The following is a 14,793-nucleotide window of genomic DNA, read 5'->3' on the forward strand; positions in this document are numbered from 1 at the left end:
GCCGGGCCGAAGCGGCCGCATACGGCAAGGGTCGATCCCCGGGAGGGACACAGTGGAGTCTGGCGCAGCGACGCGTGGCACGAAGACGCGCGCGAAGGGCGGACCGTCCCTGGGCAGGAGCGGCGGTACCACCGAGGTGGACACCGCTGCCCTGAACCGCCTGCTGGCGGCTCTCGTGGCGATGCGCGACGGGAACTTCCGTAAACGGCTGACGGTGTCCGGGGACGGCGTGATGTCGGAGATCGCGGCGGTCTTCAACGAGGTGGCCGACCGCAATCTGCATCTGACCGGTGAGCTGTCGCGGGTGCGGCGGATGGTGGGCCGTGAGGGCAAGCTCACGGAGCGGCTGGAGACGGGGGCCTGCGAGGGCTCCTGGGCGACGGCGATCGACCACTCGAACGCGCTGGTGGACGATCTGGTGCGACCCGTGTCGGAGGTCGGCCGGGTGCTCACGGCGGTCGCGGAGGGCGATCTGTCCCCGCGGATGGAGCTGCGGGCGCAGGCGCCGGACGGCGGCACCGGGCATCCGCTGCGGGGCGAGTTCCTGAAGGTCGGCCGCACGGTCAACAACCTGGTCGACCAGTTGTCGACGTTCACGGACGAGGTCACGCGGGTGGCCAGCGAGGTCGGCACCGAGGGCAAGCTGGGCGGTCAGGCCCGGGTGCGCGGGATGTCGGGTTCCTGGAAGGACCTGACCGAGTCCGTCAACACCATGGCGGACCGGCTCACCGCACAGGTGCGGGACATCGCCCTGGTGACGACGGCGGTCGCCAAGGGCGATCTGTCACGCAAGGTGACCGTGCACGTCGCGGGCGAGATGCTGGAGCTGAAGAACACCGTCAACACGATGGTGGACCAGTTGTCGGCCTTCTCCTCGGAGGTCACGCGGGTGGCCCGCGAGGTGGGCACCGAGGGCATCCTCGGCGGCCGGGCGCAGGTGCCCGAGGTGGCCGGCGTGTGGAAGGAGCTGACCGACTCCGTCAACACGATGGCGGGCAACCTGACCGCTCAGGTGCGTGGGATCTCGCAGGTCACCACGGCCGTCGCCAATGGCGACCTGTCGCAGAAGGTGACCGTCCAGGCGCGCGGCGAGGTGGCGCAGCTCGCCCAGACGATCAACCAGATGACCGAGACGCTGCGGATCTTCGCGGACGAGGTGACGCGCGTGGCCAACGAGGTCGGCGCGGAGGGCCGGCTCGGCGGTCAGGCGAACGTGCCGGGCGCGGCGGGGACCTGGAAGGACCTGACGGACTCGGTCAACACGGTGTTCCGGAACCTGACCACGCAGGTGCGGGACATCGCCGCCGTGACGACCGCGGTGGCCAGTGGTGATCTGTCGCAGAAGGTCACGGTGGACGTGGCCGGCGAGATGCTGGAGCTGAAGAACACCGTCAACGGCATGGTGGACCAGCTGTCCGCGTTCGGTGCCGAGGTGACGCGGGTGGCGCGGGAGATCGGCGTCGAGGGCGAGCTGGGCGGCCAGGCGCAGGTGCCGGGCGCGGCAGGTACGTGGAAGGACCTGACGGACTCCGTCAACACGGCGTTCCGCAACCTCACCGGGCAGGTGCGCAACATCGCCCAGGTGACCACGGCGGTGGCCAACGGTGATCTGTCGCAGAAGGTCACCGTGGACGTCTCCGGCGAGATGCTCAAGCTGAAGAACACCGTGAACACCATGGTGGACCAGCTCTCCAGCTTCGCCGACCAGGTGACGCGGATGGCGCGGGACGTGGGCACGGAGGGGCGGCTGGGCGGCCAGGCCCGGGTGGACGGCGTCTCGGGCACCTGGAAGGAGCTGACGGACTCCGTCAACTTCATGGCCGGGAACCTCACGTCCCAGGTGCGCAACATCGCCCAGGTGACCACGGCGGTGGCCAACGGTGATCTGTCGCAGAAGATCGACGTCGACGCGCGGGGCGAGATCCTCGAGCTGAAGAACACGATCAACACGATGGTCGACCAGCTGTCCGCCTTCGCCGAGCAGGTGACCCGGGTGGCGCGGGACGTGGGCACCGAGGGCCGGCTGGGCGGTCAGGCGCAGGTGCCCGGCGTCGCCGGTGTGTGGCGGGACCTGACGGACTCCGTGAACGGCATGGCCGGCAACCTGACGGCCCAGGTGCGCAACATCGCGCAGGTCGCCACCGCGGTGGCGCGCGGTGACCTCTCCCAGAAGATCACCGTGGACGCCCGCGGGGAGATCCTGGAGCTGAAGAACACCCTGAACACGATGGTGGACCAGCTGTCGTCGTTCGCCCAGGAGGTCACCAGGGTGGCCCGTGAGGTGGGTACGGAGGGCATCCTCGGCGGTCAGGCCGAGGTGCAGGGGGTCTCCGGCACCTGGAAGGACCTCACGCAGTCGGTGAACTTCATGGCGAACAACCTGACGATCCAGGTGCGCAACATCGCCGAGGTCACGACCGCGGTGGCCAAGGGCGATCTCTCGAAGAAGATCACCGTCGACGCCAAGGGCGAGATCCTGGAACTGGTCACCACGGTCAACACCATGGTCGACCAGCTCTCCAGCTTCGCCGAGCAGGTGACCCGGGTGGCGCGCGAGGTGGGCACCGAGGGGATCCTCGGCGGCCAGGCGCACGTCCCGGGTGTCACGGGCATCTGGAAGGACCTGAGCAACAACGTCAACCTGATGGCCAACAACCTGACCATGCAGGTGCGGAACATCTCCCAGGTGGCGGCGGCGGTCGCCAACGGCGATCTGACGCGGCAGGTGACGATCGAGGCGCGCGGTGAGGTCGCGCAGCTCGCCGACACCATCAACACGATGGTCAAGACGCTGAGCTCGTTCGCCGACCAGGTCACCAAGGTGGCCCGCGAGGTGGGCACGGACGGCATCCTGGGCGGGCAGGCGCACGTGCCGGGCGTGGCGGGCACCTGGAAGGACCTCACCGAGTCGGTGAACCAGATGGCGTCCAATCTGACCGGCCAGGTGCGCAACATCGCGATGGTCACCACGGCCATCGCCAAGGGCGACCTGACCAAGAAGATCGACATCGACGCGCGCGGCGAGATCCTCGAGCTGAAGACGACGATCAACACCATGGTGGATCAGCTGTCCAGCTTCGCCGAGGAGGTCACGCGGGTGGCCCGGGAGGTGGGCACCGAGGGCCAGCTCGGCGGTCAGGCGCGGGTGCGGGACGTGGACGGCACCTGGCGGGACCTGACGGAGTCGGTGAACGAGATGGCCGGGAACCTGACCCGGCAGGTGCGCGCCATCGCGCGGGTGGCGACCGCGGTGACCCGCGGCGACCTGAACCTGAAGATCGACGTCGACGCGTCCGGCGAGATCCAGGAACTCCAGGACTACATCAACAAGATGATCGCCAATCTGCGCGACACCACGATCGCGAACAAGGAGCAGGACTGGCTCAAGGGCAACCTGGCCCGCATCTCCGCGCTGATGCAGGGCCGCCGGGACCTCCAGGACGTGGCGTCGCTGATCATGAGCGAGCTGACACCGGTGGTCTCCGCGCAGCACGGCGCGTTCTTCCTGGCGATGCCGCTCGTGGAGGGCAAGGCCGCCGGTGACGGCGAGAACGACTACGAGCTGCGGATGCTCGGCTCGTACGGATATTCGATGGGCTCGATGCCGACGTCGTTCCGGCCCGGTGAGGCGCTGGTCGGCACGGCCGCCCAGGAGAAGCGCACCATCCTGGTCCCGGACGCGCCGAACGGCTATCTGAAGATCTCCTCCGGGCTCGGCGAGGCCCCGCCGGCCCAGGTGATCGTGTTGCCGGTGCTGTTCGAGGACAAGGTGCTCGGCGTGATCGAGCTGGCCTCGTTCACGAAGTTCACGCAGATCCAGAAGGACTTCCTCAACCAGATCGCCGAGGTCATCGCGACCAGCGTCAACACCATCTCGGTGAACACCAAGACCGAGCAGCTGCTCAAGCAGTCGCAGGAGCTGACCGAGCAACTGCGCGAGCGCTCGGCGGAGTTGGAGAACCGGCAGAAGGCGCTCCAGGCCTCCAACGCCGAACTGGAGGAGAAGGCCGAGCTGCTGGCCCGGCAGAACCGGGACATCGAGGTGAAGAACACCGAGATCGAGGAGGCCCGGCAGGTCCTGGAGGAGCGCGCCGAGCAGCTCGCGGTGTCGATGCGCTACAAGAGCGAGTTCCTGGCCAACATGTCGCACGAGCTGCGCACTCCGCTGAACTCGCTGCTGATCCTGGCCAAGCTGCTCGCCGACAACGCCGAGGGCAACCTCTCGCCCAAGCAGGTCGAGTTCGCCGAGACCATCCACGGAGCCGGGTCCGACCTGCTCCAGCTGATCAACGACATCCTGGACCTGGCGAAGGTCGAGGCGGGCAAGATGGACGTCTCGCCGACCCGGATCGCGCTCGTCCAGCTCGTGGACTACGTGGAGGCCACCTTCCGGCCGCTGACCGCGGAGAAGGGCCTGGACCTGTCGGTGCGGGTCTCCCCGGAGCTGCCCGCGACCCTGCACACCGACGAGCAGCGGCTGCTCCAGGTGCTGCGCAACCTGCTGTCCAACGCGGTGAAGTTCACCGACTCGGGGTCGGTGGAGCTGGTCATCCGGCCGGCGGGCGCGGACGTGCCGCAGAACATCCGGGAGCAGCTGCTGGAGGCCGGGTCGCTGACCGATCCGGAGGGCGAGCTGATCGCCTTCTCGGTGACGGACACCGGCATCGGCATCGCGGCCAGCAAGATGCGGGTGATCTTCGAGGCGTTCAAGCAGGCGGACGGCACGACCAGCCGCAAGTACGGCGGCACCGGTCTCGGCCTGTCCATCTCGCGGGAGATCGCGCAGCTGCTCGGCGGTGAGATCCACGCGCAGAGCGAACCGGGCCGCGGCTCCACGTTCACGCTGTACCTGCCGCTGCACCCGAGCGAACTGCCGCCGCAGGGCTACCAGCAGTCCGTGGCCCCGCTGGAGGCCGGGGACCTGGCCGCCTCGGACGCGGAGCAGTCCTCGCAGCTGTCGGCCTCCGAGATCGAGACGCCGGCCGAGGTCAAGTCGTACCTGGAGATGCAGAACGGTCCCGCGGCCCTGTTCCGGCGCCGCCGGCGGAGCCTGCCGCAGGGCGAGCAGCGCGCCGAGCAGTGGACGGCGGTGCCCGAGCAGGACAGCGCGCCGCCGTCCGCGCGCGGGGTGCGCTTCGGCGGCCAGAAGGTGCTGATCGTCGACGACGACATCCGCAATGTCTTCGCGCTCACCAGCGTCCTGGAGCAGCACGGCCTCTCGGTGCTGTACGCCGAGAACGGCCGGGAGGGCATCGAGGTCCTGGAGCAGCACGACGACGTGGCGGTCGTCCTGATGGACATCATGATGCCCGAGATGGACGGCTACGCGACGACGACGGCGATCCGCAGGATGCCGCAGTTCGCCGGGCTGCCGATCATCGCGCTGACCGCGAAGGCGATGAAGGGCGACCGGGAGAAGGCGATCGAGGCGGGCGCCTCCGACTATGTGACCAAGCCGGTCGATTCGGACCATCTGCTGGGCGTGCTCCAGCAGTGGATGCGGGGGAAGTGACGGGATCGGCCGACCGTGCTGTGAACACCGGGGAACCCCCGGCGGGCACGGGGAGCCGCCCCCCTATGGTGGGTGCGGACGTATGGGAACGTGGGATTCCGGGAACCATCGGGGTTCCCGCCGCGTTTCCGCTACGTGCGCGGTGACATCGCGGTGACAGGGTGTGGCGACGAGCGGGGTGCGGCTACGATGACCGGCACAAGGGCGGGCGGCGAAAGGGAGTCGTCCCCTGGGGCGGCGCCCGGTGTACCGCCGGGGCGAGGAGGGCGGGCCATGGTGCAGAAGGCCAAGATCCTCCTGGTCGATGACCGGCCGGAGAATCTGCTGGCGCTGGAGGCCATCCTCTCTGCGCTCGATCAGACGCTGGTGCGGGCATCGAGCGGGGAGGAAGCGCTCAAAGCGCTGCTCACGGACGATTTCGCGGTCATTCTGCTGGACGTCCAGATGCCGGGCATGGACGGTTTCGAGACGGCGGCGCACATCAAGCGGCGCGAGCGGACCCGCGACATCCCGATCATCTTCCTCACGGCGATCAACCACGGCCCGCACCACACCTTCCGGGGCTACGCGGCCGGCGCGGTGGACTACATCTCCAAGCCGTTCGACCCGTGGGTGCTGCGCGCGAAGGTGTCGGTCTTCGTCGAGCTGTACATGAAGAACTGTCAGCTGCGCGAGCAGGCGGCGCTGCTGCGGCTCCAGTTGGAGGGCGGCAAGGGCGCGGTCGGCGGCAAGGAGTCGGCCGGGCTGCTCGCCGAGCTGTCCGCGCGGCTCGCGGCCGTCGAGGAGCAGGCCGAGGCGCTGTCCAAGCAGTTGGACGACGACTCGGCGGACGCGGCCGCGGTGGCCACGGCGGCCCATCTGGAGCGCAAGCTCACCGGGTTGCGGCGCGCCCTCGACGCCCTGGAGCCCGGTACCGGGTCCGGTGGCTCGGCGCTGTCGTCGCCCAACTGATCCGCGTCGGCGCCCGGTTGCCCATGAGTTCCCGTCAGTTCGGCGCCCCGGCCGGGGCGACACGAACGGGTGAAGCTGTGGGCACACGTGTCCGCTGTCGTCTCCCCCGGTAACCTCACCTCCATGGCCTCACGTCCCTCCGCAGCCAAGAAGCAGCCCGCGAAGAAGGCGGTCGCTCCCGCGAAGGCTCCGGCGCGGAAGGCCGTCGTGAAGAAGGCCCCGGCCAAGAAGGTGCCCGCCAAGAAGGCACCCGCCAGGAAGGCCGCGGCGAAGAAGGTCCCGCCGAAGCCGGCGCCGAGCCCCACCGGGGGGCTGTACCGCCTGGTGCGCGCGCTCTGGCTCGGTCTCGCGCACGCGGTGGGCGCGGTCTTCCGCGGCATAGGACAGGGCGCGCGGAACCTCGACCCGGCCCACCGCAAGGACGGCGTCGCGCTGCTGCTGTTCGGCATCGCCCTGATCGTCGCCGCCGGCACCTGGGCCGACCTCAAGGGCCCTGTCGGCGACCTGGTGGAGGTCCTGGTCACCGGCGCCTTCGGCCGGCTGGACCTGCTGGTGCCGATACTGCTCGCGGTGATCGCCGTACGGCTGATCCGGCATCCGGAGAAACCCGAGGCCAACGGGCGGATCGTGATCGGCCTGTCCGCGCTCGTCATCGGCGTGCTCGGCCAGGTCCACATCGCGTGCGGCTCGCCCGCCCGCGGCGACGGCATGCAGGCCATAAGGGACGCCGGCGGACTCATCGGCTGGGCCGCGGCCACGCCGCTGACGTACGCCCTGACCGAGATGCTGGCCGTGCCGCTGCTGGTGCTGCTGACCGTCTTCGGGCTGCTCGTGGTCACGGCCACCCCGGTCAACGCCGTACCCCAGCGGCTGCGCGCCCTGGGCGTGCGCCTGGGCGTGCTGCACGACCACGAGGCGGAGGCGTTCACCGAGGACGACGAGCGCTACGAGGAGCAGTGGCGCGAGGCGCTGCCCGCCCGCTCCCGCAAGCGCTCGCCCGAGGTGTACGACCCGGAGGGCGCCGAGGAAGAGGCCCTCACCCGCCGCCGCGGCCGCCCCAGGCGCTCGGCGGTGCCCCAGCCGGACCCGCAGCGGCAGATGGACGCCGTGGACGTGGCCGCCGCTGCCGCCGCCGCGCTCGACGGCGCCGTCCTGCACGGCATGCCGCCCTCCCCGCTGGTCGCCGACCTCACCCAGGGCGTCAGCGTCGGCGACCGCGAGGAGACCACCCCGGTCCCGGCCCCCGAGCCGCCCACCAAGCCGGTCCCGGCCGCGCGCCCCGAGCAGCGGAAGACCGCGAGCGGGTCCGTCGTCCCCGACCTCACCAAGAAGGCCCCCGACGAGCCCCGCGACCTGCCCTCCCGGGCCGAGCAGTTGCAGCTGTCCGGGGACGTGACCTACGCGCTGCCCGCCCTGGACCTGCTCCGGCGAGGCGGCCCGGGCAAGGCCCGCAGCGCCGCCAACGACGCCATAGTGGCCGCGCTCACCCAGGTCTTCACCGAGTTCAAGGTCGACGCCGCCGTCACCGGCTTCACCCGCGGTCCGACGGTCACCCGCTACGAGGTCGAACTCGGCCCCGCCGTCAAGGTGGAGCGGATCACCGCCCTCACCAAGAACATCGCGTACGCCGTCGCCAGCCCCGACGTGCGGATCATCAGCCCCATCCCCGGCAAGTCCGCGGTGGGCATCGAGATCCCCAACACCGACCGCGAGATGGTCAACCTCGGCGACGTGCTGCGCCTCGCGGAGTCCGCCGAGGACGACGACCCGATGCTGGTCGCCTTCGGCAAGGACGTCGAGGGCGGCTACGTCATGCACTCGCTGGCCAAGATGCCGCACATGCTGGTCGCCGGTGCCACCGGCTCCGGCAAGTCGTCCTGCATCAACTGTCTGATTACCTCGATCATGATGCGGGCGACACCGGAGGACGTGCGGATGATCCTGGTCGACCCCAAGCGGGTCGAGCTGACCGCCTACGAGGGCATCCCGCACCTGATCACGCCGATCATCACCAACCCCAAGCGGGCCGCCGAGGCGCTCCAGTGGGTGGTGCGCGAGATGGACCTGCGCTACGACGACCTCGCGGCCTACGGCTACCGGCACATCGACGACTTCAACCGCGCCGTGCGCGAGGGCAAGGTCAAGCCACCGGAGGGCAGCGAGCGCGAGCTCCAGCCGTACCCGTACCTGCTGGTGATCGTGGACGAGCTGGCCGACCTGATGATGGTCGCCCCGCGCGACGTCGAGGACGCGATCGTGCGCATCACCCAGCTCGCCCGCGCGGCCGGCATCCACCTGGTGCTCGCCACCCAGCGTCCCTCGGTCGACGTGGTCACCGGTCTGATCAAGGCCAATGTGCCCTCCCGGCTCGCCTTCGCCACCTCCTCGCTGGCCGACTCCCGCGTCATCCTGGACCAGCCCGGCGCCGAGAAGCTGATCGGCAAGGGCGACGGCCTCTTCCTGCCGATGGGCGCCAACAAGCCGACCCGTATGCAGGGCGCCTTCGTGACCGAGGAGGAGGTCGCGGCCGTCGTCCGGCACTGCAAGGAGCAGATGACCCCCGTCTTCCGGGACGACGTCACGGTCGGCACCAAGCAGAAGAAGGAGATCGACGAGGACATCGGCGACGACCTCGACCTGCTGTGCCAGGCGGCCGAGCTGGTCGTCTCCACCCAGTTCGGCTCCACGTCCATGCTCCAGCGCAAGCTGCGCGTCGGCTTCGCCAAGGCCGGCCGGCTCATGGACCTCATGGAGTCCCGCAACATCGTGGGCCCCAGTGAGGGCTCCAAGGCGCGTGACGTTCTGGTGAAACCGGATGAACTGGACGGCGTGCTCGCCCTGATCCGCGGTGAGACTGAGGGATAGTACGAAGAGCCGCCCGGTTCACGCGAGGTCTGCCGGGCGGCGGCCCCGCCGTGCTCGACCGTCGTCGTGATCCACCCGTTAGAGAGCGGCGGGCAACCGTTTCCCTTTGTCCCACGTCAAGTTGAGCGAGAGGACGGGTGAGCCTCCCGTTGCGGGGCACGCGCCTGTCAAGCCACCGGATTGTCGGGCCATTCCGATGGCGTAGAAAGTCGTACCGCCCGGTTGCCCCACCCTTTCGTACCCCCCCTAGACTGAGCTTCCAGCACAGGTGGCTACACGCTCGAAAGGCGCCCCCGTGTCCATCGGCAACTCCCCTGAAGACGAGCGTCCCTTCCCAGACGAGTCCCAGGAAGCCCGAATCCCCGTCGGCCGTGCCCTCCAGCAGGCGCGGATCGCGGCCGGGCTCACCGTGGACGACGTCAGCAACGCCACTCGTGTCCGCCTCGCCATCGTGCACGCCATCGAGGCGGACGACTTCGGCCCCTGTGGCGGCGCCGTGTACGCGCGCGGCCACATCCGCACGCTGGCCAGGGCCGTCCACCTCGATCCCGAGCCGCTCGTCGCCCAGTACGACGCGGAGCACGGCGGCCGGCCCGCGCCCACCCCGGCCGCGCCCCTGTTCGAGGCCGAGCGGATCCGCCCCGAGCGGCGCGGCCCGAACTGGACCGCGGCCATGGTCGCCGCGATCGTCGTCGTGATCGGTTTCGTCGGCTTCACCGCCGTCAAGGGCGGCGACGGCGGCAGCGACGCGAAGTCGCAGCTGGCCGAGGGCTCCAGGCCCGCCGCCAGCAAGGCGGCCTCGCCCGCGCCGACCAGGGACAAGCCCGCCGACCCGACCCCCGAGCCCACCGACAGCGCCATCGCGGCCGCCCCGCAGGACAAGGTGACCGTCCAGGTCAGCGCGCCCAACGGACGCAGCTGGATCTCGGCCAAGGACCACAACGGCCGGATGCTCTTCGACGGCCTGCTGGACAAGGGGCAGTCCAAGACCTTCCAGGACAACACCAAGATCAACCTCATCCTCGGGGACGCCGGCGCGATCGAGCTGTACGTCAACGGCAAGAAGATCGAGGACAACTTCCGGCCCGGCGCCGTGGAGCGCCTCACCTACACCAAGGGCGACCCGGTAGCGGGCTGACCGCCCGCGGCGGCGCGTCGCCGACGGGGTCGGCCGGGTTCGGCCAACCCCGTCGACATGGGCTGCCGGTGAGACAAAGTAGTCTTGAGCCCATGCCTGAACGCCGTACCGTCGCACTCGTCACTCTCGGCTGCGCTCGTAATGAGGTGGACTCCGAGGAGCTCGCAGGCCGTTTGGAGGCGGACGGCTGGCAGCTCGTCGAGGACGCCGCGGACGCCGACGTCGCCGTGGTCAACACCTGTGGCTTCGTCGAAGCCGCCAAGAAGGACTCCGTCGACGCCCTCCTCGAGGCCAACGATCTCAAGGACCACGGCAGAACCCAGGCCGTCGTGGCGGTGGGCTGCATGGCCGAGCGGTACGGCAAGGAGCTCGCCGAGGCGCTGCCCGAGGCCGACGGCGTGCTCGGCTTCGACGACTACGCGGACATCTCCGACCGCCTGCAGACCATCCTGTCCGGCGGCATCCACGCCTCCCACACCCCGCGCGACCGCCGCAAGCTGCTGCCGATCAGCCCGGCCGAGCGCCAGGACTCGGCGGCCGCCGTCGCGCTGCCCGGCCACGGCCCCGCCGACCTCCCGGAGGGCGTGGCGCCCGCCTCCGGCCCCCGCGCGCCCCTGCGCCGCCGTCTGGACGGCGCCCCGGTGGCCTCGGTGAAGCTCGCCTCCGGCTGCGACCGGCGCTGCTCCTTCTGCGCCATCCCGTCCTTCCGCGGCTCCTTCATCTCCCGCCGGCCCAGCGACGTGCTCAACGAGTCGCGCTGGCTGGCCGAGCAGGGCGTGAAGGAGATCATGCTGGTCTCCGAGAACAACACCTCCTACGGCAAGGACCTGGGCGACATCCGCCTGCTGGAGTCCCTGCTGCCGGAACTGGCCGGGATCGACGGCATCGAGCGGATCCGGGTCAGCTACCTCCAGCCCGCCGAGATGCGCCCCGGGCTGATCGACGTGCTGACCTCGACGCCCAAGGTCGCCCCGTACTTCGACCTCTCCTTCCAGCACTCCGCGCCCGGCGTGCTGCGCGCGATGCGCCGCTTCGGCGACACCGACCGCTTCCTGGAGCTGCTCGACACCATCCGCTCCAAGGCCCCCCAGGCCGGCGTGCGCTCCAACTTCATCGTCGGCTTCCCCGGCGAGAGCGAGGCGGACCTGGCGGAGCTGGAGCGGTTCCTGAACGGCGCCCGCCTGGACGCCATCGGCGTCTTCGGCTACTCCGACGAGGAGGGCACCGAGGCCGCCACCTACGACGACAAGCTGGACGAGGACGTCGTCGCCGAGCGCCTGGCCCACATCTCCCGGCTCGCCGAGGAACTGGTCTCGCAGCGCGCCGAGGAGCGCGTCGGCGAGAGCGTGCACGTCCTGGTCGAGTCGGTGGACGACGAGGAGGGCGTGTACGGCCGCGCCGCGCACCAGGCGCCCGAGACCGACGGCCAGGTGCTGCTCACGAGCGGCGAGGGCCTTGCCGTGGGACGTATGGTCGAGGCGAAGGTGGTCGGTACGGAGGGTGTCGACCTGGTGGCCGAGCCGCTGACCGGCTCGCTCGCGTGTAGTGAGGAGGCGGGCAGATGACCGGAGTCCCGGCATCCGCCGCGGGCGGCTCCTCCGGTGCGCACGGCGCCCGGGGTGCCGCCGCCGACGGCGTGGCTTCCGAGGTCTCCGGTTCCGCACCCGAATCCGTTCCCGGCGCCGGTTCCACGGCCGACGGGCGGCCCGCACGCGGCGGGAAGATCACCGCCGCGGCGGTCAACCAGGCGAGCGTCTGGAACGTCGCCAATCTGCTGACCATGCTCCGGCTGGTGCTGGTTCCGGGCTTCGTGGCGCTGATGCTGGCGGGCGGCGGGTACGACCCGGCCTGGCGCTCCCTCGCCTGGGCGGCCTTCGCCATCGCCATGATCACCGACCTGTTCGACGGGCATCTGGCGCGCACCTACAACCTGGTCACCGACTTCGGGAAGATCGCTGACCCCATCGCCGACAAGGCGATCATGGGGGCGGCGCTGATCTGTCTGTCGTCCCTCGGTGATCTGCCGTGGTGGGTGACGGTCGTGATCCTCGGCCGGGAACTCGGCATCACCCTGCTGCGTTTTCTGGTCATTCGTTATGGCGTGATCCCGGCCAGTCGCGGCGGCAAGCTGAAGACGCTCACGCAGGGTGTGGCGGTCGGGATGTATGTGCTGGCGCTGACGGGATGGCTGGCCACTCTGCGGTTCTGGGTGATGGCGGCGGCGGTCGTACTGACGGTTGCCACCGGTCTCGACTATGTAAGACAGGCCATTGTGCTGCGCCGGCGGGGAATCGCCGAGCGCGCGGCGGCGTTGGAGGAGAAGGAAGCGTGAGTTCTCCGGCCACCGACCTGGTGAGACTACTGACGGTGAGGGGCGAGACCCTCGCGGTCGCCGAGTCGCTCACGGGTGGCCTGGTCGCGGCGGAGATCACCGCGGTACCCGGAGCGTCCAAGGTGTTCCGGGGCTCGGTCACCGCCTACGCCACCGAGCTGAAGCACCGGCTACTGGGCGTCGACGCCACCCTGCTGGAGCGGCAGGGAGCGGTGGACCCGCAGGTCGCGGGCCAGATGGCGGCCGGGGTGCGGAAGGCTCTGGGGGCCGACTGGGGCCTCGCGACCACCGGGGTCGCCGGCCCCGACCCACAGGACGGCCAACCGGTCGGCACGGTCTTCGTGGCCGTGGACGGACCGCTGACAGTCGCCGCTCGTTCCGCCGGTGGCGGAAAAGTGGAGGCCCTGCGGTTGAACGGCAGCCGTACGGAAATTCGTATGGAGAGTGTACGGAGCGTACTCGCACTGCTCCTGGAGCAGCTTGCGGGCGAACAGTATGGGAATGAGCGGGCACAGGATACGGAACGGAACGGGGGGTTTTGATGTTTGCAGCCCTGAGTGAACACGACATCGCTCCCCGCACGGCCGCAGCGCGAGGCGGTACGGTGGGGCGTGAAGGATGCGGCTACGCGGTCCGAGGAGGGAGCCACCGATGATTCTGCTCCGTCGCCTGCTGGGTGACGTGCTGCGTCGGCAGCGCCAACGCCAGGGCCGTACTCTGCGCGAAGTCTCCTCGTCCGCCCGAGTCTCACTCGGCTATCTCTCTGAGGTGGAGCGGGGGCAGAAGGAGGCTTCCTCCGAGCTGCTCTCCGCCATCTGCGACGCGCTGGACGTACGGATGTCGGAACTCATGCGAGAAGTGAGCGACGAGCTGGCGCTCGCCGAGCTGGCCCAGTCCGCCGCGGCCGCCGAGCCCGTGCCCACGCCGGTCCGTCCGATGCTGGGTTCTGTCTCGGTGACCGGTGTGCCACCGGAACGGGTGACCATCAAGGCGCCCGCGAAGGCGGTGGACGTGGTCGCCGCCTGAGGTTCCGGCGGTACGACCGACAGACACAGGTGAGGCCCCGGCCGGGGCTCCCGGGATCGATCCGGGAGCCCCGGCCGGGGCCTCGTGCTGTGCCCGGACCCCTGCGCGGTGCTCTTGGGGGAACTGGGGGCGATGGTTCTTCGGTGACGCATGGTGTCTGTCCCGTATGCGTCCGTTTGCCGGTATCCGGCCGGGCGGTCATGGTGGAGGGACGTGACGGCCGCGAGGGCCGCCGGACCGCCGGAGGAAGCGGATGTACGTCGTGAAGAGCCCGTTGGCCGACGCGGATCTGAAGACCGTGTCCGAGGCATTGCAGGGCGCCCTGGTCGATCTGGTGGACCTGTCCCTGGCCGGCAAGCAGATCCACTGGAACATAGTCGGGCCCCGCTTCCGGTCGGTCCACCTTCAGCTGGACGAGGTCGTCGCCTCCGCCCGCACCCACTCCGACACGGTGGCCGAGCGCGCCTCGGCGCTGGGCATCCCGCCCGACGGCCGCGCCTCGACGGTCGCCTCCGGCAGCGGCATCAAGACCACCCCGTCGGGCTGGATCAAGGACGGGGACGCGGTCGGCGCGATGGTGGACGCCCTCGGCGCGGTGATCGGCCGGATGCGGGAGCGGGTTCGGGCCACGGCGGAGCCGGACCCGGTCACCCAGGACATCTTCATCCGGATCACCGCGGACCTGGAGAAGCACCACTGGATGTTCCAGGCGGAGAACGCGTAGCGATTGCCGGTGCGGCTCGGGGCCCGCTACGGGCTGGGCCGGCGGCCCGGCGCCGCGACCACGAGCCCGGGACGCGCCGTGCGCGCGCGGCGGGCCCGGCGGGGCGGCGTCCGGCGGAAGGTGGTGGCGGGCATGACCGGGCGTACGGTGCGCCGGACGGTGGCGCTGGGATGCGGCGCGGTGTGGTGGTGGGCCGTGCTGCGGCTCGCCCTGGGGCAGGGCGTGGGCGTACTGGAAGCGGCCGT

The 14,793-nt window shown here is 70.3% G+C and carries 9 protein-coding genes; all 9 read left to right on the forward strand.

From position 1 onward, the window contains the following. Positions 1–52 precede the first annotated feature (52 nt). On the forward strand, positions 53–5,512 hold the full coding sequence (locus FRZ03_RS30575) for a HAMP domain-containing protein (RefSeq protein ID WP_146468335.1): 5,460 nt from the start codon (positions 53–55) through the stop codon (positions 5,510–5,512). A gap of 273 nt (positions 5,513–5,785) precedes the next feature. After that, on the forward strand, positions 5,786–6,463 hold the full coding sequence (locus FRZ03_RS30580; protein ID WP_146468336.1) for a response regulator: 678 nt from the start codon (positions 5,786–5,788) through the stop codon (positions 6,461–6,463). 123 nt (positions 6,464–6,586) lie between these two features. After that, positions 6,587–9,328: a DNA translocase FtsK gene (locus FRZ03_RS30585; protein WP_186785708.1), complete on the forward strand. Its 2,742-nt coding sequence runs from the start codon at positions 6,587–6,589 to the stop codon at positions 9,326–9,328. A 295-nt stretch (positions 9,329–9,623) separates the two neighbouring features. Continuing rightward, complete coding sequence (locus tag FRZ03_RS30590; RefSeq protein WP_146468338.1) at positions 9,624–10,466, forward strand: helix-turn-helix domain-containing protein; 843 nt, start codon at positions 9,624–9,626, stop codon at positions 10,464–10,466. Positions 10,467–10,558: 92 nt separating this feature from the next. Continuing rightward, positions 10,559–12,031, forward strand: coding sequence for a 30S ribosomal protein S12 methylthiotransferase RimO (gene rimO, locus FRZ03_RS30595; protein WP_146468339.1), 1,473 nt, complete (start codon positions 10,559–10,561; stop codon positions 12,029–12,031). Continuing rightward, the gene (gene pgsA / locus FRZ03_RS30600; protein ID WP_146468340.1) at positions 12,028–12,798 is read left to right on the forward strand and encodes a CDP-diacylglycerol--glycerol-3-phosphate 3-phosphatidyltransferase; all 771 of its coding nucleotides are present in this window, start codon (positions 12,028–12,030) and stop codon (positions 12,796–12,798) included. The genes rimO and pgsA overlap by 4 nt, the downstream gene beginning before the upstream one ends. Further along, on the forward strand, positions 12,795–13,340 hold the full coding sequence (locus tag FRZ03_RS30605) for a CinA family protein (RefSeq protein ID WP_146468341.1): 546 nt from the start codon (positions 12,795–12,797) through the stop codon (positions 13,338–13,340). Before pgsA ends, FRZ03_RS30605 begins: the two co-directional genes overlap by 4 nt. 109 nt (positions 13,341–13,449) lie before the next feature. Next, positions 13,450–13,824 (forward strand): helix-turn-helix domain-containing protein, encoded by a 375-nt coding sequence (locus FRZ03_RS30610; protein WP_146468342.1) that lies wholly within the window; start codon positions 13,450–13,452, stop codon positions 13,822–13,824. Positions 13,825–14,077: 253 nt separating this feature from the next. Then, positions 14,078–14,548 (forward strand): Dps family protein, encoded by a 471-nt coding sequence (locus tag FRZ03_RS30615; RefSeq protein ID WP_146468343.1) that lies wholly within the window; start codon positions 14,078–14,080, stop codon positions 14,546–14,548. Positions 14,549–14,793 lie beyond the last annotated feature (245 nt).

Origin of the sequence: Streptomyces misionensis, assembly GCF_007896895.1 — a bacterium.
Classification (GTDB): Bacteria; Actinomycetota; Actinomycetes; order Streptomycetales; family Streptomycetaceae; genus Streptomyces; species Streptomyces misionensis_A.